The organism is Idiomarina aquatica, from assembly GCF_004362895.1.
GTDB lineage: Bacteria > Pseudomonadota > Gammaproteobacteria > Enterobacterales > Alteromonadaceae > Idiomarina.
In genome coordinates this window covers 21,143-45,418 of the sequence record NZ_SNXI01000002.1, presented here as the reverse complement: position 1 = coordinate 45,418, position 24,276 = coordinate 21,143, and the positions used below count along the sequence as shown (strand labels likewise).

The window sequence follows — 24,276 nt, the reverse complement described above, 5'->3', positions numbered from 1 at the left end:
CAGCTCCTTTCTGGTGCGACATCTACTAAATGACGTTAAGCTCGATTTTGTCAGAACTTTTATCTGAACTTTTGTCGTAATTCTGGCGTTGACCAACCTCGGCAACATCGCGTGATGCCATCAGTTCAGCCAGGGTAATACCATCTAAAAAGTCCGCTATGCGATCACTCAGGCCTTCCCACAATGAATGTGTAAGGCAACGCTCGCCACCCTGACAATTGCCTTTGCCGTGACAGCGGGTTGCATCGATGGATTCGTCAACCGCATCGATAACAGCACCAACAGAGATGTCATCTGCTGTTTTGCCCAGCTGATAACCACCACCGGGACCGCGAACGCTGTGCACCAGGCCGCGTTTGCGCAGGCGGGCAAATAATTGCTCCAGATAGGATAACGAAATCCCCTGTCGCTCAGAAATATCCGCCAGCGGAACCGGGGATTGTTTGGCGAACATGGCGACGTCGAGCATCGCGGTAACGGCGTAACGGCCTTTGGATGTCAGGCGCATGATGGTATTCCTCTTCGCTTTGCTTAAGCGACAAGTTTACTTACCCGACTAAAATAGTCAAGTATTAGCACAACGCTCGTTGTGCGTTGCGCTAGGCGCCACCTTCGGCGGCTTGCTCGGCGACGCCTGCTACGCGGCGTCTTGCCAGGCGTGGGCTTCGCCCACTTGCTTGGCGGCGCTGCGCGCTTGTTAAAGACTGAGCACGCGCCTTTGGCGCGGCGAACCGCCTTGCGCCTACGGCGCAAGTAACGGTGTTAACGACAAGCGCGTAGCGCGCCTGGCAAGGTGGTCGCGCAGCGGCCACCGCCAAGCAAGGCACGGCGAAGCGCGTGCCGCCCAGCAAGCGCCCGCAGGGCGCGCCTAGCACTCGAATTCACCCTCGATCTTTGCCAATTGAGGCCAGTATGCCGCGGAGGATGTTTATCTCGCTCTCTTCCGGCCGTGCGCGGTTGAAGAGTCGGCGTAACTTGGTCATCACCTGGCCCGGATGCTGCTTAACGATAAAGCCCGTGTCGTACAGCGTTTGTTCCAGATGTTGATAAAACTGTTCTAACTGTTCGCCACGCGGATAATCAGCAACCTCGCCACTGTGGCTATAACGCTGTGCGTTTTCCTCGGCTTCTAAAAACTGCATACGCAATTCATAGCACACCGTTTGTACTGCCATGGCCAGGTTTAACGAGCCATAATCGGGGTTGGTCGGAATATGCAGGTGGTACTGGCTTAACTGTAGCTCTTCGTTGGTTAAGCCGTTGTTTTCGCGCCCGAAAACTAGGGCGACCTTATGTTTAGGTGCTTCGGCCAGCACTTTGGCTGCGGCATCGCGTGGGCCAAGTAAGGGCCAGTCCAGGGTGCGGTTACGGGCGCTGGTAGCCAGCACCAACTCGCAGTCGGCGACGGCTTCCTGCAGGGTATCAACCGTGCTGGCGTTAGCTAAAATATCAGTCGCCCCCGCTGCTAATGCCGAGGCATGACTATCGGGTGCGTTTACCGGATCAACTAACGTCAGCTCCGATAAGCCCATGGTTTTCATGGCACGAGCGACAGAACCGATATTGCCCGTGTGCGAGGTATTTACAAGTACTATACGAATAGAATCTAGCATGATGACGTAAAACTATGCCTGAATAAAAGTTGTGCATGATACCGCAATACTGGTATTATCCGCGACCAGATTTTTGTGATTCACATTTTTGTTAAACACAAAGCGTTCTTTGACAGCACAGGTAATTTGATTATGCATCCGATGTTAAACATTGCGGTGCGCGCAGCGCGTGCAGCCGGCAAGATTTTAATTAAAGAGTTTGACCAAGGTCAACCGATTGACGCAACGTCTAAGGGCCCGAACGACTGGGTTTCTGAGATGGACAGAGCGGCAGAAAAAGCGATTATCGATACGATTCGTAAATCGTACCCGGAGCATGGCATTATTGCCGAAGAAAGTGGTCAGCAGCAAGGCACTGACAATGACTTTCAATGGGTTATCGACCCGCTCGATGGCACCACAAATTACCTGCGCGGTATTCCTCATTTTTGTATTTCTATTGCGCTATTACACAAAGGCTCGGTTCAGCAGGGCGTGGTTTACGATCCTGTGCGTGAAGAGCTATTCACCGCGTCGCGTGGTGCCGGCGCGCAATTAAATGGTCGCCGTTTACGTATTGACCCTAAGGTTGAGCTTAAAGGTGCGTTACTGGCGACGGGTTTCCCGTTTAAAGCCAAGCACAAAATGCCTGAATATCAGCAAATGTTTAATAACTTGTTTGAGCATTGTGCCGACATGCGTCGTGCAGGCGCGGCAGCACTTGACTTAGCCTATGTTGCGGCGGGTCGTTTTGATGGTTTCTTCGAGATGGGCCTGAAGCCTTGGGATATGCTGGCCGGCGAATTGATGATCCGCGAAGCAGGCGGCATTGTGTGTGACCTTGATGGCGGCCACAACTATATCCAAAGCGGCAACATTACTGCCGGTGCACCTAAGGTACTTAAGCAAATGCTACCGGTAATGCGCAAGTAGCGTCGCGCCAAAGGCGCGACCTACATTAGGTTGTAGCTTGCGCCTTCGGCGCAAGATCAAGTCGCGCCAAAGGCGCGACCTACCGGCGCAAGTTACGTTAGATCTAGCTCTTCGAGATCGAGGTCGTAAGAGTAATCCATTTCGGCGAGTTCTTCCTTCAGCCGATACTTTTCTTTGAGTTGTTCTATTTCACGCCATTTTCGTTTGGCTGCGCGTCCCTTAGATGATTTTTCACTGACTTTCTGAAGCTCTTCTGAATGATCCATACTTGCCTCTCAGTTTCTTTATAATTATGGTTTTAGCGCACGCGAATCAATTTATAACAATTAATTCACAATTACTTTAATACCACAGAGAGCCTCAGAATAAAAGCTAAATGTTACATCCGTGTTACCAAGTGATGGGATTTTTACCACCTTTTATTAGATAGTCATTGGCTGTACGAAAGTGCTGCGCGTCGAAAAAGCCCCGGTGTGCCGATAACGGTGATGGATGCACCGTTTTTAGCACGCAATGCTTATTCCCATCAATCAATGCCGCCTTCTTCTGCGCATGAGCCCCCCAGAGCATAAATACAATGCCCTCATAACTGTCTGCTAAGCGGGCAATCACCGTATCGGTGAAGGTTTCCCAACCCCAGTTGGCGTGGCTATGAGCCTTACCCTGCTCTACGGTTAAGACCGTATTCAGCAACAGTACACCCTGCTCTGCCCAGCGGCTTAGGTCGCCATTTTCAGGTGCTGGTGTGTCCGGGTAATCTAGTTGAATCGCTTTAAGCATATTGCGCAAAGACGGCGGCAGTTTAATTCCATCCGGCACCGAAAAGCTCAGCCCGTGCGCCTGTCCCGGCCCGTGATAGGGGTCTTGACCGAGAATAACCACTTTTACCTCATCAGGTGCGGTTAGTTTTAGCGCGTTAAAAACATCCTCTTGCTTAGGAAATACGGTGGTCTGCTGGCGAGCGGCTGCTACCTTTGCCAGTAGCTCGTTAAAGTACGGCTTGGTTTTTTCTTCTGCAAGTAATGCACTCCAGTCGCTCATGGTTACTCCGGCTAGCTGATTATTCTGTCGAATTGATGCGATATGATAGTAAAAAATATATCATAGCCTTTATCAGCATAGACGGGAAACCACCATGGCAGACACACCCAAAATCAGCGTGTATTTAATTACCAAAAACGAGGGACGCCACCTGGATGAGGTATTGTCCAGCGTAAAGGGCGCCGATGAGATTGTGTTAGTCGATTCAGGCTCTACCGACGATACCCTGACAATAGCAGAACAGCATGACGCCCGAATTATTCATCAGGATTGGCTGGGTTATGCCAAACAAAAAGCCTTTGCTCTTGAGCAATGCAGAAACGATTGGGTGATTAATTTAGATGGCGATGAGGTTCTGCCAGACGGTGCTTTTGAGCAAATACAACAACGAGTGGCTGAAGACGACATTAACGGTATTTATCTGGCCCATGACGATATTTTTATGGGTCACTCGTTGCCCGGTCACCGCCATCACCGTTTTCGTCGCGTTTACCGCAAATCAAAATCGCGCTGGAATACCTCGCTAAAAGTGCATGAGCATATCGAGGTGGATGAACCCTTAACGCACTTACCAATCGACGTTAAGCACTACGGCTATGACTCAGCTCACGGTTACATGGATAAGTTAAATAAATATTCTTTGCTTAAAGCCAAGCAGCGCGAAGAACAGGGGCGTACCTGTAACCTCGCCCGGGTACTACTGATTTTCCCGTTGATGTTCATCAAGTTTTATATCATTCGGCGCATGTTTCTGGCGGGCTGGCGTGGCTTTATCAAAGCTAACATTGATGCTTTTCATTTTTTCCTTACCGAAGCAAAACTGTACGAACGCGAATACCGCCGTAAGCGCGGTGATAACGTTGAAAAATCTGAGCGATAAATGATGTTACCTGTCTATGTGATTAATCTCGACCGTTCAATTGAACGCCTAAAGCATGCTAGTCAGCAACTGCAAGGCGTGGGTATTGATTTTACCCGCATTGTCGCGGTTGACGGGCGTAAGCTAAGCGATAATGACATTAACAGTGTCTATGATGCGCAACAGAATCGAGAGCGCTTTTACGCTCCACTGACACGTGGGGAAATCGCCTGCTATATGAGTCACCGTAAGGCCTGGCAGCAACTACTCGACAGCGATGCTGAAGCCGCGGTTATCGTTGAAGACGATATCATCGTCAGCTCCGATTTCGCACAACTCAGTACGACCGTTGCATCCTTGTCCGGCGATTGGGATCTGCTTAAATTAGCGCAGCCATTTAAGCCAAAGCAAAGTAATAAGCTCGCTGATCTTGGTACATTTACGTTAGTGGACTACCGTACCGATAAGCCGCCGATGGGTGCCTGTGGCTATGTTATAAGCCGTTCTGGTGCGACTAAGTTATTAGCTCGCAAGTGCTTTTTCCGGCCAGTCGATGTTGATTTTCAATGGCAATGGGAGACCGGTTGCTACGTGCAGGGCTTATTACCCTATTGTGTCGATAATACCCATCAACATGGTAGTGACATTTTGGACGTGGAAGATCGACACTTAAAAGAAAAAAGCGCCTGGCGGCGCTTTAAAGAGCAATGGCGGTTTTTTTGGCAAAACCGCCGCTTCAACCAAACCCTGGATTAGTCTTTATTTTTAAATTTATCGAACCAGTGCAGGATGTATGCAACTTTATTCATCAGGTTACTGGGGCGGGCATAAATACCGTGGCCTGAGTCCTGAATCCGCACCATCGCTGTCTCGACTCCCTCAAGTTTAAGCGCTTGATAGTATTGCTCAGTTTCTGACATTGGTGTGCGGTAGTCATTTTCGCCGGTCAGCAACATGGTTGGCGTGGTCACGTTACCCACGTAGCTGATCGGTGAATACTTCATGTAATGTTCCAGGTTTTCCCATGGCAGACCCGGGAACCAATACTGGTAGAAGTAGTTGTACATATCCGCGGTCAACACAAAGCTGTACCAATTAATTACTGGTTTAGCCACTACTGCAGCTTTAAAGCGATCGGTATGGCCGACAATCCACGCCGTTAACACACCACCGCCGCTGCCGCCGGTAACATAGAGTTCGTCTTCGTCAATAAAGCCTTTCTCGATGACAGCGTCAACGCCGTCCATCAAATCATCGTAGTCGTTACTGGGATAGTTCTTGCTGATGGTATTGGCAAACTCATCACCGTAACTGGTGCTTCCGCGTGGGTTGGTGTAGAGGACGACGTAACCCGCTGCCGCAAACAATTGAATCTCCGCCGCAAAACGCGGTCCGTAGTTAGTGTGGGGGCCACCGTGAATTTCCAGCATCAGCGGGTAGTCTTTGCTCGAATCAAAGTTTGGAGGGTAAGCAATCCAGCCTTGCAGATCGCGACCGTCAACGCTCGATTTGTAATTTATCTCCTCAACTTTGGCTAGTTGCTTATGCGCCAGAGCGTCTTCGTTTAACTGAGTAAGCTGACGGCTATCGCCATCATCCCAGAGAGCTAAATCAGCCGGGCGTTGTGGATTGGAGATAGTGTAAAGTACCTGGTCATCCTCGGCGACCGAAAAGTCACCGCCGCCATAAGGGCGACTATAAGATAAACCTCCAACACGATCTGCCAGTTGCTCGCGATCGCCGTCCAGATCCGTGCGTGCCAGATAGCCAATGCCATGGTCATCATAGCTAAAATAAATACCATCGCTGTCGTGGTCCCACTCAAACCCGGTAACACCGCGGTCCAGGTCTGCGGTTAGTACGCGGCTGTCTGTGCCGTCAGCAGACATCACATATAAGCGGGTAATCTGAAAACTTTGGCCGTTATCGTCGTTCCCCAGGTAAGCGATATACTCACCGTCCGGTGACACTGCAGGCGAACGGTCAGGACCAACGCGGTCGGTCACCTGTTTAATTTCGCCGGTTGTTACCATCACCTGGTATAACTCGCTATTAGTCGGCTGACGGAAAGCGTCCTCTCGGCGATTACCCGAAAAGAAAATAGACTCACCATCTGCAGCCCAGGCTAAATCGCCACCATGATTGTAATCGCCGGAAGTTAATTTACGCGGCGTACCTCCCTCGCTGGGTACCACGTAAATATGCTGATAACCGTCGCGGGCATAGCCACCACCGTCGTAGCGGTAATTATCTTTATCAATATACTTAGGTGCCTCCGTCCATTCAGCGCCCTTTGGTTTGCCGGGTAACGACACAGGAGCGGGCTTGGCATCCGGGGTAAACATGGAAAACGCAATATGCTTGCCATCCGGCGACCAACTCAAACTGGCAGGAGACTGGGTTAGGTCGGTTATCGCAGCATGCTCGCCGCTATCGACCCAGTAAATATGAATTTGAGCACTACCCGTGGCAGTCGAAACAAACGCCAGACGTTTGCCGTCAGGAGACCATACCGGCTGGCTTTCGCTGGTTTTATCCCCGGTTAAGGGGCGTAATTCGCCGTTTTCATGGATTTTCCATAGTGAGCCAACTTTGCTGTCACTGTTGATATCCATTGATTGACGTACAAATACACTGTAATCACCACTCGGGTGAATGGTCGGTGACGATGCATATTCCAGCGTAAAAACATCTTCCAGTTGCAGGGTATTGTGGTCGTCTGCCAATGCTCCGGCGGAAACCAACAACGCCGCTATAGCCGTTAACGTTCGTTTCATCATGCTCTCCTGGTTACAAGCTTGCGCCTAAGGCGCAAGTTACAATTTACTCACCTGACTCAAAGTAGCTTGCGCCTTAGGCGCAAGTAACAAAAAAGTCGCGCCAAAGGCACGACTTTCCATTTAGCTTAGTTACAGTCTAACCAAGTTAGAATGCATACGAGAAGCTGATTGACGCAAAATCACGGTCAGTGGTCGCATCATAGTCACTGCCACTATAGGTGGTGTAACCCAGGTTCACTTTATAGGTTGATAGGTAATCCGCGGTCAGATTAATACCTAACGATTTACGACCTTCAATAAAGTTACTGTTAGACGAGTAACCGTCTACGTCGTGGTTAAACTGAATGACCGGCGTCAAACCCCAGCCCTGCCATACGTTTGAGTACTCAAACTGGAACCGGGTGCGATAGCCCCATGAATTTTCAGTAACAAAGCCTTCACAGTTACCTGCCGCAGCGGGCCCTACCTCTGATGGCAGTAAGCACTTACCAAACAGTGGCAAGCGGCCGTAGCGTTGTTCCGCTAAGCTCGGTAAATCATGTACCTGGTTCATCGCCACTTCACCAACAAAGGTCATGCGGTCAGAACCCCATAAGCGGTCGACAAAGCGCACAAAACTTGCCTGAGCCTGACTCACGTCAAAACGATCATAACCATTGGCTAAGCCACCCAGGTCTGTTGTTTGTACACGATCAGCGAAAGTACTTGGTACGTTCGGACGTAAACCGGCGGTAAGGATTTCGGTCGTGTTAATTTGCACAGGCGCATCCTGGCGGAAGCTGTATTCACCAGCAACAGACCATAAACCTAAGTTAGTGCTAAAGCTTGCACCCAACACTTTATAATCTTCCGGATACTCGAGCACCAGACGCGGGCCGTCAATCGGGTAGCCATTTGGTGTGGCATAAGTGTAACCCGGATTCATGCGGTCTTCGGCCGTCATGTACTGCTCTGGATCAACGGTCCAGTTATACGCCGAAATGATTGGCGTATTATTGTGCAGATTCAGGTAGTACAAACCAAATTCAGTATCCAGATCCAGTGAGTAGTAACGAAAGTTAACACCCCACTGGCCGCTATCAGATGCTTCCAGACGCGGATTAGAACCAATATATGCCCCTGCCATAACCGATTCACGGTCACTCAGGTAACTGCTTGGATCGCCCGGCACTAATTGCGGGTTAAGGGTTACTTTGCCACAACCCGGCCCGCCGATAATATCAACACTGGAGAAGTAGGTACCACAACCGTCGAGTTTGGTGTTATCCCACTCGTATTGATAAAACGCTTCCATGTTCAGGCTTTGAGTCAACCCCATGTTAACGCTGACCATGCCCACCGGCAGTAGCGCTTCTTTAATTTCTGCGCCCGGACGGCGAGCTGCGTTCACGTCCAACGGGTTGATATCATTGATACCATTAAAAACGAAGGTGCTCTCACCCCAGCTCAATACCTGACGACCAACACGTAAACTGGTTGGAATATCGCCCATACTGAAGTTTGCCCATACGAACGCATCAAGTAATTCGAAGCCGCTACCTTGTGAGTAGTCATCGAAAATATCATCGTTCAGGGTAGTGTTAGGGACGTAATTATTGCCCGGATGACCGTGTGGCATTTCTTCTTCAGAAATCACATAGTCATACCAATAGTTAAAACGGAAAAACGCACCATAGTCACCGCCATCGATACTCAGGTCGTGAACACCTTTAAATACCGAGCTGACCAGGTCACCTTTCTCGAAGTTCAGGTTACCATCATCTCCGACACTAGAGCCGGCCGTTCCGCCCGGACGATTACCCGGGTGGATAAGGTGCATTGCCGGATCTTCCATCCGCCATGCTGCACCATAGGAAAGAATAGAGTCGAACTTGATGTCGAAATCACCAACTTCAAAATCAGCAGCCTGACTCGGCAACGCAAAAGCCAGCGCAATGGCTGACGCTAGAGGTAATTTTTTTAGCATAGTTGTTCTTCTTTTCATTGTGAGCCACCTAATATTTTTAACTTTTACGGCGGTTATGTCTGAATCATGTCCGATGAGTTAAAAATATGCAAGTGTATCGAGGCGAAAAGTGAGGAAAATGACGCCACCTTTCATCAACTTGTTGATTCAGGCGGCGTCAGAAGCGCTGTTAGTGCGGGTTAACGCAGTTACAGCTTTTTGCTTAATTCGGGTAACACATCGAACAGATCCGCGACCAGACCGTAGTCAGCAACCTGAAAAATTGGCGCTTCTTCGTCTTTATTGATCGCAACAATGACCTTCGAGTCTTTCATACCCGCTAAGTGCTGGATTGCACCGCTAATACCTACAGCGATATACAGTTGTGGCGCAACAATTTTACCGGTTTGACCCACTTGCATGTCGTTAGGCACAAAACCGGCGTCTACGGCAGCCCGCGAAGCGCCAACCGCTGCGCCGAGTTTATCAGCGATATCTTCAATCAGTTTGAAGTTGTCGCCGTTTTGCATGCCACGGCCACCTGAAATAACGATTTCTGCAGCCGTCAAATCAGGACGCTCAGACTCTGCGAGTTGCTCGCCAACGAACGCTGAGCGATCGTTATCGATAACTGTATCAAGCGCTTCAACGTTACCGCTGCCGCCTTCCGCTGCAACCGCGTCAAATGCTGTGGTGCGCACGGTGATCACTTTAATTGCGTCTTCTGACTGCACCGTGGCGATAGCGTTACCAGCGTATATAGGACGCTTAAAGGTATCATCGCTTTCTACACTGATGATGTCAGAGATCTGTGCCACATCCAGCAGTGCAGCCACGCGCGGCATAAAGTTTTTACCGGTCGTTGTCGCCGGCGCTAACACGTGGCTGTAATCTTTACCCAACTCGGCAACCAAAGCACCGATATTCTCAGCTAACTGGTGCTCGTACACACCATTATCGGCTAAAAACACCTTGCTTACGCCGTCAGCTTTAGCGACGTCATCGGCAACCGTTGAGCAGCCTTTGCCGGCAACCAAAACATGAATGTCGCCGCCAAGTTTTTGTGCAGCGGCCAAAGTTTTTAGCGTTGACGGATCAACCGCATTATTGTCGTGTTCTGCTACTACTAAAATGCTCATAGTACTTTGGCCTCGTTTTTCAGTTTTTCGACTAACTCGTCCACATCGGCAACTTTGATACCCGCACTGCGCTCGGCAGGTGGCTCAACCTTCAACAATTTAACGGTGCGTTTAACGTCAACACCCAGGTCATCCGTACTAACGGTTTCCAGCGGCTTACGCTTGGCTTTCATGATGTTAGGCAGTGACGCATAACGTGGTTCGTTTAAGCGTAGGTCAGTCGTCACGATCGCAGGAAGGTTGAGTTTTACCGTTTGCAAACCACCATCAATTTCGCGAGTTACGTTAACAAAGCCATCACCGATTTCGACTTTAGACGCAAAAGTACCCTGCGGCATACCGGTTAACGCACCTAGCATTTGGCCGGTTTGGTTGTTGTCCGAGTCGATGGACTGTTTACCCAGAATCACCATATCCGGGCTCTCTTTCTCAACCACGCCTTTAAGGATTTTGGCGACTGACAGCGAATCCGGCATATCATCGGTTTCTACCTGAATGGCGCGATCAGCGCCTAACGCCAATGCCGTACGTAACTGTTCCTGAACCGCTTTCGGGCCAATGGATACCACCACCACTTCGTCCGCCGTGCCGGCTTCTTTTAAGCGCACAGCTTCTTCAACGGCGATCTCGCAAAACGGGTTAAGCGCCATTTTGACATTGGCCAAATCGACGTCTGACTGATCTGGCTTAACGCGGACTTTGACGTTGTAGTCAATGACGCGCTTTACCGCGACAAGTATCTTCATGTTAACTTCCTTATGTTGGAACTTTTAAAAAGTTACTCTTGTGATTTGCTGTTAATTGGGCGTTATTATCCTCAACTAGCGTCCTTCTAACAAGTTATGCGACAATTTAGTTTATTTTTTGTAAGGCAGAGTTTACGCAGTGAACTGGGAACAACAATACCGCCGCTTAGTACAATTATCACGTACGCTCCCCGCCTACCCCGAGCAGGCGCGCGACGACGCACACCTGGTCAGTGGTTGTGAGGCTAAGGTTTGGTTATACGTGGATAGTTCCGATCCGGATGCCGTAGTGGTGCGTTTTGACAGTGGTTCACGCATTGTTAAAGGGCTGCTAGCGCTGGTTCAGCAGCAGGTTGACGGGCAATCATTAACTGCGATTCAAGCGTTCGATATCGACACCCTTTTCCGCGCCGAGGGCCTGGAGGGACACCTAACTCCGTCGCGCGCTAACGGCCTGCGTAATGTAGCTAAGTCTCTGCATGAACTCACCGGCTAGGCACGGCCTGCGGCCGCTTGCTGGGCAGCGCGAGCTTCGCCGCGCTTTGCTAGGCGGCGGCCGCAGGCCGCGCCAGGCAAGCCCCGAAAGGGGCGCCTAGCGCGAAGGCGCGCAGCGCCGTAGCAATAAGGCGACTGCGTGCGTAGCGAAGGTGCAGGTAACGACCATGGCGGCGCCGAAGCCGCTGGAGCAATTCATTTGCATGCTGCCGCTGCCCGGTTTTTGCAAGGTCACTTCGCCTTCTTGCTCACCGCTTATAATGGGATAACGCAATTGCTCTTCAGAATAAATGCAATCAATTCCCCATTTACGCTTAGGGTTCTTAGAAAAGCCGTAATTACGACGCAAATCGGAACGCACTTTGGCTAATAACGGATCTTGCTTGGCTTTGGCCAGATCGGCGCTGCGGATCTGGCTTGGATCTATTTGCCCTCCTGCGCCGCCACAGCAAACTAAACGCACCTTGCGACGCTTACACCAGGCCACCAACGCAGCTTTGGTTTTAACGCTATCAATGGCATCCAGTACCGCATCTACCCCCGCCAGATACTGGTCAAAGTTGTCCGCTAACAGAAAATCATCGACCACGGTGACTTCACAATCCGGGTTAATCGCTTTTACCCGCGCTGCCAGAGCCTCGGTCTTTAGCTCGCCAACACTGTCAAAGGTGGCCGGTAATTGACGGTTGATATTAGTGACACAAATGTCATCCAGGTCGATTAACGTCAGTTTGCCAATGCCTGTGCGCGCCAGTGCTTCCACCGCCCAGGAGCCAACGCCGCCTAAACCGGCGACGGCCACATGCAACTGCTTAAATTGCTTCAGCGCACTGCGCCCGTATACCCGCTCAACGCCGTTTTGGGCTTGTTGTAAAGATTCATTGCTCGGACTACTCACCAACCTGCTCACTCACGTCATAAATTATTAAACACACCTGATAGACCTCGCCACGGGTATTGTGCAGCGGTATGGCGGTCATATTCTGGTACATCCATTCGCTACTGCCGGTAATGGGCCGGCTATTGCGAAAGCGAAATACATAAGGCCGTTGCTCCCAGCTAATAAAGACCCGCGCATCTAACTGCCACACCCGTTCGACTTTGCGTTTTAACCAGGCTTCGTCAACGTCGTTACAGACCTTAAACAAATTCTTATCACGCACCTGACTCGGGCGCAGACCACTGTGGTTTTGCATAAATTCATTCCACAGCTGAATGTTGTAATCATGGTCCAATACCACGATGCCGACATCGATGGCGCCGAGTATACTCATTTTTGCGTGCAACTCATCCATTTCAGTCATATTAGTCCTCCTGCCCGGCCAACCAGTGTGCCAGCTGCTGATCGAGCACTTTAACCGCATCAGCAGGGAACAACAGCAACAAATCAAAGTCGATTTGGTGTTCTTTTAGGCTGTAGCCGATTTCAACCGCAAGGAGGTTTTGCCAGCGCTGTTCGGACTCCGCCAGCAGTTCCCGCACCGCTTTTTGTTCGCCCAGCAAAATCGGTTGTGACGCGGTAAATTCCACATGTAATTGCTGCCCGAGGCCATTAAGGCAGGCCGAGGTAATAATCGAAGCAATGTCCATTAACGCTTCGATACGTTGTTGCCGCACCGAGCCGGTTAACTGATGGCCTAACAGTCGGCAAACGTCGTCGATGGAGGTATCACTAAATAACGTCAGCGCTTCGCCCAATATGCCACTACCGGCAAAACCCTGGCTAATCGCCGATACGCGTTCGGTATTGTCGATAGTTTGCAGGGCCATGTGCAATTCAGACGGCGCGATAAAATTAACATTCGGTACCGGCAAATCAATAAAGGTATCCAGTACCCGCGCCAAGTGGTCGCCGGCCTGTCCCATCGCGACATTACTGACTTCACGGTAAACATCCAGTGCGTTTTCCGGCTGCGATTGCCGCTCGTCAACGAGTTGCAGATGTCCGGAAGCAGGCTGATACAGACCGAACTGTTGTAATAGCTCACGTAGTTCGTCGCCGGACATCGGCTTTTTAACAAAAGCCATTGCGCCCAGCCGTGTAACCCGCTGGTACGCTTCCGGCTGAATATCACCGGACACCACGATAACCAGACATTCCAGCTGTTGCTGTTGGATCGCGTGCAGCGTTTGGTAGCCATCCATTACCGGCATATTCAGATCCAGGAACAACACCTCGGCCTGTCCCTGCTGCACACAAGTAAGCGCTTGCTCACCGTCAGCCGCCTGATAGACCTTGGCATCCCAATCCTGAGGAAGGGTGCGTAATAATTGTTTGCGTGCCATCCCTGAGTCATCGCAAATGGTGACTTTTAATGACATAAGCTTTCCTAGACGGCGAACGGGTACTTAATCGCCGGATGTGACTGATAACCGTCGACTTTAAAATCGTCTTTACTAACCCAGCTTTCGATGTCCTCTAACGAGCGGATATCGGGGTTAATATGTAGCGAGGGCGCGGCAAAGGGCTGACGGGTTAATTGCACGTCACGCATCAGCTCGAGCTGGTTTTCGTAGATATGCGCATTAACAATTTTGTGATAGGCCTTGCCGGGCTTATGGCCGGTAATTTGTGCCACCAGCGCCAGCAGCACAAAACACTGGATCTGATTAAAATTAAGGCCCAGTGGCACGTCGCAGCTACGCTGATAGGAAGTTAAATATAATCTATCACCTAACAGCGAGAAGGTGTGCGTGTGCATACAAGGGCGCAGGCAACCAAGCTCAAACTCACCGGGATTGTAAAAAGTGACAATCTCGCCACGGTCATCAATACTCTTGCTTAAATTGTTAATAACCTTACGCAGTTGATCTAACGTGCTACCGTCCGGTTTTTGCCAGGCGCGACCCTGCACACCGTATACACGCCCCATGTCGTCTTCGCCTCGCCGATGCGGGTTGTTTAACCAGGCCTGGTTTTCGTTGGCATTTGCATTCCAGGTGTTACAGCCGATGGCACGAAAGTCCGCCGCACTGCTGTAACCACGCAGGTATCCCAACAGCTCGGCAATAGCTGCTTTATAAAAACTTTTGCGGGTGGTAATCAGCGGGAATTCATTATTGCCCACGTCATAATCCAGATCGGCATTGATGACTGTTAAGCAATTAATACCGGTGCGCTGATTGTGCACCCACTCGCCCTCATCAACGATACGCTGACACAGTTGCAAATATTGTTGTTCCGGTCGGTTAATCATGGTTGCGCCACCTTTTGCTGCTGACTGGCACGGTATAACAGACCAATACCCAGTAGAATCATCGGAATGGTTAGCCACTGCCCCATCGACATCCCCAATGACAGCAGCCCCAAATGCGCATCGGGCTCGCGGAAAAACTCAACCACAAACCGCGCCACGCCATAGCCTAACAAGAACAGACCACTGATGGCACCGCGACCGCGTGGTTGCTTTTGGAACCACCAGATAATGAAAAATAGCAGTAACCCTTCCAGTAGTGCTTCGTACAGTTGTGATGGATGGCGTGGTACCGGCCCGCCTGACGGGAACACGATGGCCCAGGGCACATCGGTAACCCGTCCCCACAGTTCGCCGTTAATAAAGTTGCCTAAACGACCAAAGAACAGCCCCATGGGTACTAACGGCGCGATAAAGTCGCCGACTTGCAACACCGGTCGTTGCTTTGCTTTGGCATAAGCAAACATTGCGACAATAACGCCCAGCAAGCCGCCATGAAACGACATACCGCCATCGAACACCTGAAACAGAAACAGCGGGTTATCGATAAAGCTACCGAATTTGTAGAACAGCACATAGCCGATGCGACCACCCAGCACAACACCTAAAAAACACCAGAATAGTAGGTCTGAAAACTGATCTTTAGTCCAATGGTCGCTGCGTTTAGCCTGGCGATTACCCCACCAAAAAGCAAACGCAAAGCCGGCGATATAAGCCAGACCGTACCAGCGGATAGCGATAGGTCCCCAGATGTGTAAAATCACCGGGTCGATGGTGGGAAATTGCCAGAAATCAGTCGGTGGCACGATTCACTCCTACTTCATTAATAAATTGATAGCGACGATAATTAAAAACGCGGCAAACACCCGTCGTAACAGCTTAACCGGTAACCGATGAGCTAGCTTTGCGCCAAACGGAGCTAAGCTGACCGATGCAATCGATATAGCAATCCAGGCGGGTACATAAATTAACCCCAGGGCGCCGTCAGCCTTGTCGCTGAGCCAGCCGTTAACAACAAACATCAGCACCGAACTACAGCCAATCACAAAGCTACCCAACGAGGATATCGCTATCGCCTGCCTTACCGGCAATCGCATCCGTTGTAAAAAGGGTACCGTTAACGCACCACCGCCGATTCCGACTAACCCGGAGATTGTCCCAATTACTGCGGCGCCCAGTGCCACGAGTCGTTTCGACACCGTTGTTTTCGGTTCTCCTTCGGGCACCGGTAGCAGCATACGAATGGACAATAAAACCAGTACCGTCGCGAAAATAAATTTCAACCAATGAGGATTAACAACGGTGACCAAAAATGCCCCGATGAGAGCGCCCGCTGACAACCCGGGCAAAACCCGCAGCAGCCAAAATGACTCCAGATAGCCGCTACGCGAATGCGTTAATGCGGCGGATGCGGTGGTCATACAAATGGTAGCCAAACTGGTTGCTATGGCACTGGGCACCACAATGTCGGGCGCGACGCCCAGAATGGGCAACAAATAAATCAGCAGCGGCACCACCACCAGCCCGCCGCCAATACCCAACAGCCCAGCCAATAAACCGGCTAGTGCACCGCCGCCCAGGCACCACAGCCAAATACTCAGCTCCATGCTATTTACCAGCCCGCACGAAGCCGCCCAGCCCCATGCTTTCCATCTTATTGGCAATCATTTTGCGTATTTGTTCAGGATGTCTTGCCTGTAATGCCTTCGCTAACATCACTTGCAGTGTTGCCGAGCGCACGTTACGTAATATCCAACGCACCCGGTCAATGTTGTAGCTGTTCATACTCAGTTGTCGGTAACCCATTGCCACTAACAGTAGTGCGCCACCCGGGTCACCGGCAAGCTCGCCACAAACGCTTACCGGTTTGCCTAACTCTTCACAGCGACGAGCAATATCGTCAAGACTGGCTAGTACGGCCGGGTGATAGGCATCATACAAGTGCGCGACGCGGCGATTATTGCGGTCCACGGCGAGTAAGTACTGAGTTAAATCGTTAGAGCCGACCGAGAAAAAGTCGACTTTGTTGGCCAGCGCAGATAACTGATAGATAATCGCCGGCACCTCGATCATTACCCCCAGCTGCGGCTGGATCAAGTTAACGCCCACAGCACAACCTTGCTCTTCGGCTACCTCAAAGTAAGCCTGCTTAATCAGCCGCGAAGCTTCTTCGACTTCGCTGATACTGGTCACCATCGGCAATAAAATACGTAAATTGGTGCGCCCGATACTGGCTCGTAACATAGCCCGTACCTGCACCAGAAAGATTTCCGGGTGGTCCAAAGTTAAGCGAATACCGCGCCAGCCTAAAAACGGGTTATCTTCTTTTAGTGGCAAATAGGGCAACGGTTTATCTCCGCCCACATCTAAAGTACGCATTACGACTGGCTTGTCAGGGAAGTGATCAAGCACCTCTTTATACATTTCGACCTGCTCGTCTTCCGTTGGCAGCTGATCGCGCATCATGAACGGGATCTCGGAGCGATACAGGCCGATACCGTCGATATTTAAGTTAGCAAGATGAGGCTGTTTTACATCTAAACCCAAATTAAGGTGCAGGCTGACACGCTGCCCATCCTGAGTTTCTGCCGGCAAATGCGCATGCTCGGCAACAATTAATTTAAGTTCTTCTTCTTCCTCCGCCAAGTGCCGATACTGTTCGCGCACCTGTGGCGGTGGATTAATATAGATTTCACCGGTGTAGCCATCGACGATGAGTTTTTTCTCTGTAAAAAAGTGTAACTCGATATCGTCAATGCCCAATACCGCAGGTATGCCCATACTCCGCGCCATAATCGCCGCATGCGAGTTGTTCGAACCATTCAGAGAGATAATACCGGCAATATCATCCTGCGGTAATTCAGCCAGCATCGAAGCGGTTACTTCCTCGGCTATCAAAATACCGTCGGTAGGGAACTGGCGAGGCTTACGTTGCCGTTGTTGCAAGTGCATCAGCACCCGCTGACCGATATCCCGCACATCGGTAGCACGCTCGCGTAAGTACGAGTCATCGAGGGCTTCAAACTGGTCGACAAATTGTTCTACTACATGTTTGAGTGCGGTTTGAGCGCGCCAGCCTTCGTTGATCATCGATTCAACCGCGTTACCCAGACTAGCTGCATCGAGCATGCCCTGATACACATCAAAAATCGCCAGCGTATCGTCGGGTACCTGCCCCAACATTCGCTCGGACAATTTTTTTAGATCAGCCCGGGTTCGCGCCACCGCTTGTCTGAATTTACGTACTTCGTGCTGCGGCCGGTCTGTGCGTTGCGGCGATACCTCTTTTAGCGATACCTCGGGGCGCGCCACAAAAGCATCGCCAATGGCAACCCCCGGCGAACCCGGCAAGCCCTGCAAACTATGTATCCAGGGCGAGTTTTCGTTCGCCAATAAGCCTTTAGCGCTGGCATGTGCAATCACCACTGATAACTGCGCCGCCAGAGTGACAACAAAAGCCTCTTCTTCGCGGGTAAAGCTGCGCGCCTGGCTTTGATGAACAACGATGATACCAAGCACGCGACGGCGGTGGATAATCGGCGCAGCCAGCAGCCCCCGATACTCAGATTCGTTGGTTTGGGTAATTTTTTTATTGGCCGGATGCTGACTCGCATCGGCGATATTCAGGGGTTCTTCGCGTTGCGCCGCTAACGAGATAATACCTTCGCCAAAATCCACCCGCAGTGGTTCGTTTTTATGGGTGCTTAGGCCATCACTGGCAGCCATCACGAATTGCTGCGACTCATCATCGGCAAGAAAAACACTGCAGCTGTCGGTTTCGAGTGCTTCACGCACCTGACTAACCATCGCCTTTAGAGCAAGGTTAAAATCAGGTGACTTATTCACCGTCTCAACTATTCGCTGCAGAGTTACAAGCATAATTTACCGTTTTCGTTTGCCGCCACGGGGATGACGGTTCGGCCGCCCTCCGTTAAACGGCATGGCATGGGCAGCAAATTCTTTCATCACGCGGCGGTACACATCGCGTTTAAACGACACCACCTGGCGCACCGGATACCAAAAGCTAACCCACCGCCAACCATCAAATTCCGGATGTCCTGACTGCAACACATCGACATCTTCTTCGCGGCATTTAAGCCGCAACAGAAACCATTTTTGTTTCTGACCAACACACATGGGCCGTTGCTCACGCCGGATCAGCCGTTTAGGCAATCGATAGCGCAACCAGTGACGGCTGGTGTACAGAATTTCGACCTGCTCTGGCTTTAGACCGACTTCTTCCCAAAGTTCGCGGTACATTGCCTGCTCAGGTGTCTCACCGTCATCAATTCCGCCTTGCGGGAATTGCCAGCTGTGCTGATTAATTCGGCGAGCCCAAAATACCTGCCCATGCCCGTTGCAGATGACGATTCCTACATTTGCCCGGAATCCTTCTGCATCTATCACTCGAGCATCCTCAATTATTCTCTGTTAGCATTGATTCTTCCATAAAGGCCCGGTTTGGGCAAACGATTAACGAGTAAATATGGCCTTAAAACCCCCTCGTCCGAGCAGCGTCGATGAATTGTTTGAGCGCGCCAGCCAACTAGCCGGTCAGCGATTTGCTGATCTGGCAGCGTGCGCTGAGCTGGCAATACCAGCGGATTTACGCCGAGATAAAGGCTGGGTAGGCATGATGCTGGAACACTATTTGGGTGCGACAGCGGGCTCTAAACCTACCCAGGACTTTCCCGAACTGGGCATTGAATTAAAAACCTTGCCGGTTGATGCCGCGGGCAAACCGCTGGAGACAACCTTTGTCTGTGTCGCACCCTTGTTAAATATCGCCGGAGTGAACTGGCAGACCAGTAACGTACGTAATAAATTGCAATGTGTCTTGTGGCTACCCATTGATGGCCGACGTGAAATACCGCTTGCCGATCGCGTCGTTGGCAGCGCCTTTATCTGGCAGCCCACACCGCAACAGCAAGCTATTCTACAGCGTGACTGGGAAGAACATATGGATCGCATCGCCCTGGGGCAGGTTGAACATATCACCGCGCGCCAGGGAGAAGCTTTGCAAATTCGCCCGAAAGCCGCCGACGGTTCGGCGCTGACCGATGCCATCGGGCCTGACGGAAGTATTATTCAGGTGCGCCCACGCGGTTTTTATTTAAAAAAGAACTTTACCGAACAAATCATTCAGCAGGTTTTTAATGCAGTTTAACGTGACCCCCTATGCCAAACGCAATGCCCTTGCCTTTTGTGGCCTGTCTCTGTTGTTGTTTGTGCTGCTGGTATTTGCGCATTTAGTGCGCGACGATATTCCTGTCGGTGTTACCGTGGTGATAGGCGCAACCTCCGGCGTATTGCTGTTGCTGGGCATAGGTAAACTGATTGAGCCGCCGGTATCACTGGCCATTACGCCCGAACACATCACTTACCTGCATCGTCGCGGCAGTTGGCAAATCAGTTGGGATAATATCATTCGTTACGATGTACCACGGGTGAGTCGTCTGCTCGATCTCGAAGATGCGCCATTTTTAGGATTTCGGCTGCACGATATCGATGAGGTGTTGCAGTCCATTTCGCCACGTCTGGCATCAGCGCTGTTATTTGAGCAACGACAATTACTGACCATGGCTCTGCGCCATCAACGTCCGGATAAAAACGATTACTCCGAGTATTTCGAAATTCCGGATAAATATGTGAGTCCGGAAGGTATTGTCTACAAGGGGTTGATTGCATCGTTTGCCGTCCGAATGCAGCAATTACGCGAGTTGTTAGGGTATGATTTGTACGTGAGTGCCACGGCACTTGACCGTGATGTTTATGAGTTTATTGCTCACTTACAGAAACTTCAGGCCAGCCGCAACGAGGCGGCCAGCCAAAGCGACGATTAGTTAGTCAAACTTCGGTATCGTGTAGGCTTCGATTTCTGGTCGTTGAAAGTAAAAACCTTGCATTAACTCAACGCCATTGTATTTCAGATACAAGTATTCATCGTGTGTTTCCACACCCTCGGCAACGAGCATGATGCCTAACTCTTCACAGGCACGTTGTACCGCCGAAAATAACGCTTTTTTGATGCGATCTTCGTGAATATTCCGCACCAGCTTCATATCCACTTTAAGGATATCCGGCTGGAAGTCAGCCAGCAGGTTCAAGCCTGCATAGCCCTCACCAAAATCATCAATAGCAGTCAAAAAGCCGTGTTCGCGATAGGTTTTAAACACGTCAACCAATAGGTTGTGATTTTCGACTTTTTCATGCTCAGTGACTTCAAAAATAATATTTTCGCGCGGGAAGCCAGTTTTACGTGCAGTCTTTAACGTTTTAGCCAAACACGTTTCAGGTTCGTAAATCGCATTAGGCATAAAGTTAATGCTGACCTTCGACGGCAAGTTAATGGACGCTGCTGTTTCTATCGCCGCCATCCGGCACGTTTGGTCAAAAGTATACTTGTTGGCTTCTGTTACCCGCGATAACACCTCGCCGGCTCCTTCGCCATTACCACCGCGAACCAAGGCTTCAAACGCAAAAACATCCTTTGTCTGAACATTTACAATTGGCTGAAAAGCCATTTTAATGTTGAAACCCAACGGGGTTTCGCAATCACATGATGGGCACGCCGCCATGGGTTCCTCCTTTTAAACGTGACGTCGTTGTTACGCACGTTGAGTGTAAAACGTAAAGTGTAACGGATGGGATCAATCTGCTAGCGTAACAAAAATTAATTGCGCTAATCTGAAAATAGTGTATCTAGCATGTTCACCAACAACGTGTTGCAATAGAGCGTAAGATCGACAAGGAGAAGCCATGCAAGTTTTGGGCTGGAAGGAATGGGGAAGCCTCCCCGATATCGGTATTGAGCGGATTCACATGAAAGTGGACACAGGCGCCAAAACGTCCTGCTTGCATGCCTTTAAACTCGAACCCTTTGAGCGGGATGGTAAGGCGTGGCTGACCATTTATATGCATCCAAAACAAGACTCATTGCAAGAGCATTGCTTTGAGGCGCCCATTTTTGAAAAACGCGAGGTGACCGATTCTGGCGGTCACACCGAATTACGCTATGTTATTAGAACCAGGTTAGTGCTGGGACAGTTTGACCACGTTGTTGAGCTAACCTTAACCAACCGGGATACCATGAAATTTAGGATGCTGTTGGGCCGTCAGGCCATGCGCCATCATTTTACCGTTGATCCAGCGGCCGCCCACTTACTAGGAGAGTAACTATGCGAATTGCTATCTTGTCGCGTAACAGCAACTTATATTCGACCCGTCGATTGGTCGAAGCCGCGCGTGAGCGTGGGCACGAGGTTGATGTATTAAACCCGCTCAGTTGCTATATGAATATCAACGCGCGAGAAAATTCAATTCACCGCCACGGCAAAGAGCTGCCGTACTATGATTGTGTCATTCCCCGTATTGGCGCATCAGTGACCTTTTACGGTACCGCCGTACTGCGTCAGTTTGAAATGATGGGCACCTATCCACTAAACGAATCGGTTGCTATCTCTCGCAGCCGCGACAAACTGCGCTCGTTGCAGTTACTTTCACGTAAAGGCATTGGCTTGCCGACTACCGGTTTTGCCGATCAGCCTCAGGATATCCCTGACTTAATCGATATGGTCGGTGGCGCACCGCTGGTCATTAAATTATTAGAGGGTACCCAGGGTATCGGCGTGGTGTTAGCCGAAACCGCGCAGGCCGCGGAAAGTGTTATCGAGGCCTTTATGGGCATGAAATCAAACATCATGGTGCAGGAATATATTCGCGAAGCCGGCGGTGCGGACATCCGTTGTTTTGTGCTGGGTGACAAAGTCGTGGCGTCGATGAAACGTCAAGCTAAAGAAGGCGAATTCCGTTCTAACCTGCACCGCGGTGGCAGTGCCAGCTTGATTAAACTGACACCAGCAGAACGCCAGACCGCGATTAAGGCAGCTAAAACCATGGGCCTGAACGTTGCTGGTGTGGACATTCTGCGCTCTAACCACGGTCCATTGGTAATGGAAGTAAACTCATCACCTGGCCTTGAAGGTATTGAAACGGCATCCGATAAGGATATTGCCGGACAAATTATTACGTTTTTGGAAAAGAACGCCAAAGCGCATAAAACCCGCACCAAGGGGAGTCGTGGCTAATGGCGGCGTCACGCACTTCGCGTAAATCGGTAATGGCGGCGTTTGAGTTAGCCGGCACGCGTATCGAACCAGGTTCGCATCAGCACATTTTGATTCCGGCGGTGCGGCTTTATAACGACGCACCACTGGACCTGAGAGTGGACGTTTTTCACGGTACCAAGCCGGGCCCGGTAATGCTGTTGTGCGCTGCTATCCATGGCGATGAGTTAAACGGCATTGAAGTATGTCGGCAGATTATTAGCCAAACCGATGCGTTACGCTTGCACGGTACGCTGATTGTGGTGCCTATCGTCAACTTATTTGGTTTTGTGCAGCAATCACGTTATTTGCCGGATCGACGTGACTTAAACCGCTGCTTCCCGGGGTCAGAGCGTGGAGCCCTGGGGTCGCGCATGGCGTTTTTATTTAGCGAAGAGTTAGTTAAAAAGTCGACGCACGTGGTGGACTTACACACCGGTGCAATTCATCGCAGTAATTTGCCGCAGATTCGTGTGGATGTGGAAAACAACGCGGCACTGGATATGGCCAAGGCATTTGGCAGCCCGGTTATTTTGCACTCGAAAGAGCGCGATGGCTCGCTCCGTGCTCTCGCTAACGAATTAGGTATTCCCTTGATCCTGTACGAAGCTGGTGAGGCATTACGTTTTGATGACGCCTCGATCAATGCCGGCGTACAAGGTGTACAAAACGTCATGAAGCACCTGAAAATGTTGAAAGGACGACGCCGGGGCAAACGCATTTCGCCGGTTATTGCGCGCCGTTCGACCTGGGTGCGTGCGGAAAAAGACGGCTTGGTGCTACGTAAAGTGGAACTGGGTCAGACCATCCAGAAAAATCAAGTGCTTGCGCATACCGTAAACCCACACGCTGATGAGGCCGATATTATTTCATCGCCGGTTGCCGGGGTGGTTATCGGCTGTAGTAATATACCCGTTGCCAACGAAGGCGAGGCGTTATTTAACGTCGCGCAGTTCGAAAAAGAAACTATTAGCGAAGCCACCGAAGTGGTCGGTTCTTTTACCGAAACATACGACAATAGAACACTCTGATGACTGGCGTGCTGGATATTAACCAAGGTCTGCGCCACTGCAATAATGACCCCGCAATATACACTGCGGTACTGCAACAATTCCTGTTGCAGTACCGTGACGGGATTAATACAACAGCCTGGCTGGCCAATCCGGAACAGGCAAAAATCGAGTTACACACGTTAAAAGGTTTGTGTGCGACTATTGGCGCGTTACCACTCAGCACGCTGGCGGCCCACAGCTATCAACACTGGGCTGAGTTAACCGCTAACGATGCCAAGGACGAACTGCAACAACTCAGTCTGCAGCTACAGCATCTTATACAAGCTATCGATAACTACCTGAGCAACATAAATTAATTAGGTTTTTGATAAATTATTGACCACAACCCCGTTAATTTTCGCTACACTGAGCCGATATAACAATAACTATAAACT

General features: G+C 50.5%; 27 protein-coding genes. 10 read left to right on the top strand and 17 right to left on the bottom strand.

The genetic code is table 11. The features are described 5' to 3' along the window. Positions 1-25: 25 nt before the first annotated feature. Together iscR and trmJ are read right to left on the bottom strand one after the other, a co-directional pair. Positions 26-508 carry a Fe-S cluster assembly transcriptional regulator IscR gene (gene iscR, locus DEU29_RS02255; RefSeq protein ID WP_133538623.1) on the bottom strand — a complete coding sequence of 161 codons (483 nt, stop codon included), beginning with the start codon at positions 506-508 and terminating at the stop codon, positions 26-28. Positions 509-881: 373 nt separating this feature from the next. Next, positions 882-1,613 (bottom strand): tRNA (cytosine(32)/uridine(32)-2'-O)-methyltransferase TrmJ, encoded by a 732-nt coding sequence (gene trmJ, locus DEU29_RS02250; RefSeq protein WP_133538622.1) that lies wholly within the window; start codon positions 1,611-1,613, stop codon positions 882-884. A gap of 132 nt (positions 1,614-1,745) precedes the next feature. Here trmJ and suhB point away from each other — a divergent pair, with 132 nt between their 5' ends. Beyond that, on the top strand, positions 1,746-2,525 hold the full coding sequence (gene suhB / locus DEU29_RS02245; RefSeq protein ID WP_133538621.1) for an inositol-1-monophosphatase: 780 nt from the start codon (positions 1,746-1,748) through the stop codon (positions 2,523-2,525). Between the two features lie 92 nt (positions 2,526-2,617). Here the strand turns inward: suhB and DEU29_RS02240 are convergent, their stop codons facing one another. After that, complete coding sequence (locus DEU29_RS02240) at positions 2,618-2,791, bottom strand: DUF3545 family protein (RefSeq protein ID WP_133538620.1); 174 nt, start codon at positions 2,789-2,791, stop codon at positions 2,618-2,620. Between the two features lie 124 nt (positions 2,792-2,915). Next, on the bottom strand, positions 2,916-3,599 hold the full coding sequence (gene ung, locus DEU29_RS02235) for a uracil-DNA glycosylase (protein ID WP_279513214.1): 684 nt from the start codon (positions 3,597-3,599) through the stop codon (positions 2,916-2,918). A 61-nt stretch (positions 3,600-3,660) separates the two neighbouring features. Between ung and DEU29_RS02230 the strand changes: the two genes are divergently transcribed. Both DEU29_RS02230 and DEU29_RS02225 read left to right on the top strand, forming a co-directional pair. Continuing rightward, positions 3,661-4,446, top strand: a complete 786-nt coding sequence (locus DEU29_RS02230; protein WP_133538618.1) for a glycosyltransferase family 2 protein — start codon at positions 3,661-3,663, stop codon at positions 4,444-4,446. After that, the gene (locus DEU29_RS02225; RefSeq protein WP_133538617.1) at positions 4,447-5,181 is read left to right on the top strand and encodes a glycosyltransferase family 25 protein; all 735 of its coding nucleotides are present in this window, start codon (positions 4,447-4,449) and stop codon (positions 5,179-5,181) included. Here the strand turns inward: DEU29_RS02225 and DEU29_RS02220 are convergent. From DEU29_RS02220 to DEU29_RS02205, 4 genes are all read right to left on the bottom strand, one after another. Next, a complete protein-coding gene (locus DEU29_RS02220) occupies positions 5,178-7,202 on the bottom strand; it encodes a S9 family peptidase (RefSeq protein ID WP_133538814.1) in 2,025 nt (674 codons plus the stop codon). The two genes, DEU29_RS02225 and DEU29_RS02220, sit on opposite strands and share 4 nt — an antisense overlap. Before the next feature lie 148 nt (positions 7,203-7,350). Further along, positions 7,351-9,171, bottom strand: a complete 1,821-nt coding sequence (locus DEU29_RS02215; RefSeq protein WP_133538616.1) for a DUF1302 domain-containing protein — start codon at positions 9,169-9,171, stop codon at positions 7,351-7,353. Positions 9,172-9,359: 188 nt separating this feature from the next. Then, positions 9,360-10,289: an electron transfer flavoprotein subunit alpha/FixB family protein gene (locus tag DEU29_RS02210; RefSeq protein ID WP_133538615.1), complete on the bottom strand. Its 930-nt coding sequence runs from the start codon at positions 10,287-10,289 to the stop codon at positions 9,360-9,362. Next, positions 10,286-11,035, bottom strand: a complete 750-nt coding sequence (locus tag DEU29_RS02205) for an electron transfer flavoprotein subunit beta/FixA family protein (protein WP_133538614.1) — start codon at positions 11,033-11,035, stop codon at positions 10,286-10,288. The genes DEU29_RS02210 and DEU29_RS02205 overlap by 4 nt, the downstream gene beginning before the upstream one ends. A gap of 139 nt (positions 11,036-11,174) precedes the next feature. On the opposite strand from DEU29_RS02205, the gene DEU29_RS02200 reads away from it, so the two are divergent. Next, the gene (locus DEU29_RS02200) at positions 11,175-11,531 is read left to right on the top strand and encodes a SufE family protein (RefSeq protein ID WP_133538613.1); all 357 of its coding nucleotides are present in this window, start codon (positions 11,175-11,177) and stop codon (positions 11,529-11,531) included. A gap of 96 nt (positions 11,532-11,627) precedes the next feature. Here DEU29_RS02200 and tcdA read toward each other — a convergent pair whose 3' ends face one another. Genes tcdA through rppH form a run of 8 tightly spaced genes read right to left on the bottom strand, consistent with a single transcriptional unit; the run spans position 11,628 to position 19,131 of the window. Further along, a complete protein-coding gene (gene tcdA / locus DEU29_RS02195; RefSeq protein WP_133538612.1) occupies positions 11,628-12,428 on the bottom strand; it encodes a tRNA cyclic N6-threonylcarbamoyladenosine(37) synthase TcdA in 801 nt (266 codons plus the stop codon). Then, complete coding sequence (locus tag DEU29_RS02190; protein WP_133538611.1) at positions 12,421-12,834, bottom strand: PAS domain-containing protein; 414 nt, start codon at positions 12,832-12,834, stop codon at positions 12,421-12,423. The genes tcdA and DEU29_RS02190 overlap by 8 nt, the downstream gene beginning before the upstream one ends. Position 12,835: 1 nt before the next feature. Continuing rightward, positions 12,836-13,852 (bottom strand): response regulator, encoded by a 1,017-nt coding sequence (locus DEU29_RS02185; RefSeq protein ID WP_133538610.1) that lies wholly within the window; start codon positions 13,850-13,852, stop codon positions 12,836-12,838. Positions 13,853-13,860: 8 nt separating this feature from the next. Beyond that, positions 13,861-14,727: a thymidylate synthase gene (locus DEU29_RS02180; protein WP_133538609.1), complete on the bottom strand. Its 867-nt coding sequence runs from the start codon at positions 14,725-14,727 to the stop codon at positions 13,861-13,863. Then, positions 14,724-15,530, bottom strand: coding sequence for a prolipoprotein diacylglyceryl transferase (gene lgt / locus DEU29_RS02175; protein ID WP_133538608.1), 807 nt, complete (start codon positions 15,528-15,530; stop codon positions 14,724-14,726). The genes DEU29_RS02180 and lgt overlap by 4 nt, the downstream gene beginning before the upstream one ends. Positions 15,531-15,539: 9 nt before the next feature. Further along, positions 15,540-16,331: a sulfite exporter TauE/SafE family protein gene (locus DEU29_RS02170; RefSeq protein WP_133538607.1), complete on the bottom strand. Its 792-nt coding sequence runs from the start codon at positions 16,329-16,331 to the stop codon at positions 15,540-15,542. Position 16,332: 1 nt separating this feature from the next. Beyond that, a complete protein-coding gene (gene ptsP / locus DEU29_RS02165) occupies positions 16,333-18,603 on the bottom strand; it encodes a phosphoenolpyruvate--protein phosphotransferase (RefSeq protein WP_208107596.1) in 2,271 nt (756 codons plus the stop codon). Positions 18,604-18,606: 3 nt separating this feature from the next. Further along, positions 18,607-19,131 carry an RNA pyrophosphohydrolase gene (gene rppH / locus DEU29_RS02160; protein WP_133538605.1) on the bottom strand — a complete coding sequence of 175 codons (525 nt, stop codon included), beginning with the start codon at positions 19,129-19,131 and terminating at the stop codon, positions 18,607-18,609. Positions 19,132-19,210: 79 nt separating this feature from the next. Between rppH and mutH the strand changes: the two genes are divergently transcribed. Both mutH and DEU29_RS02150 read left to right on the top strand, forming a co-directional pair. Next, a complete protein-coding gene (gene mutH / locus DEU29_RS02155) occupies positions 19,211-19,891 on the top strand; it encodes a DNA mismatch repair endonuclease MutH (RefSeq protein ID WP_133538604.1) in 681 nt (226 codons plus the stop codon). Further along, complete coding sequence (locus tag DEU29_RS02150; RefSeq protein ID WP_133538603.1) at positions 19,881-20,567, top strand: DUF2982 domain-containing protein; 687 nt, start codon at positions 19,881-19,883, stop codon at positions 20,565-20,567. The genes mutH and DEU29_RS02150 overlap by 11 nt, the downstream gene beginning before the upstream one ends. On the opposite strand, the gene DEU29_RS02145 is transcribed toward DEU29_RS02150, so the two are convergent. Further along, positions 20,568-21,302 carry an EAL domain-containing protein gene (locus DEU29_RS02145; protein WP_133538602.1) on the bottom strand — a complete coding sequence of 245 codons (735 nt, stop codon included), beginning with the start codon at positions 21,300-21,302 and terminating at the stop codon, positions 20,568-20,570. A gap of 181 nt (positions 21,303-21,483) precedes the next feature. Between DEU29_RS02145 and DEU29_RS02140 the strand changes: the two genes are divergently transcribed. Genes DEU29_RS02140 through DEU29_RS02125 form a run of 4 tightly spaced genes read left to right on the top strand, consistent with a single transcriptional unit; the run spans position 21,484 to position 24,198 of the window. Beyond that, a complete protein-coding gene (locus DEU29_RS02140) occupies positions 21,484-21,900 on the top strand; it encodes an ATP-dependent zinc protease family protein (protein ID WP_133538601.1) in 417 nt (138 codons plus the stop codon). A 2-nt stretch (positions 21,901-21,902) separates the two neighbouring features. Beyond that, positions 21,903-22,811: a 30S ribosomal protein S6--L-glutamate ligase gene (gene rimK / locus DEU29_RS02135; RefSeq protein ID WP_133538600.1), complete on the top strand. Its 909-nt coding sequence runs from the start codon at positions 21,903-21,905 to the stop codon at positions 22,809-22,811. A 32-nt stretch (positions 22,812-22,843) separates the two neighbouring features. Beyond that, complete coding sequence (locus DEU29_RS02130; protein WP_133538813.1) at positions 22,844-23,860, top strand: succinylglutamate desuccinylase/aspartoacylase family protein; 1,017 nt, start codon at positions 22,844-22,846, stop codon at positions 23,858-23,860. After that, complete coding sequence (locus DEU29_RS02125; RefSeq protein ID WP_133538599.1) at positions 23,860-24,198, top strand: Hpt domain-containing protein; 339 nt, start codon at positions 23,860-23,862, stop codon at positions 24,196-24,198. Before DEU29_RS02130 ends, DEU29_RS02125 begins: the two co-directional genes overlap by 1 nt. Positions 24,199-24,276: the final 78 nt, after the last annotated feature.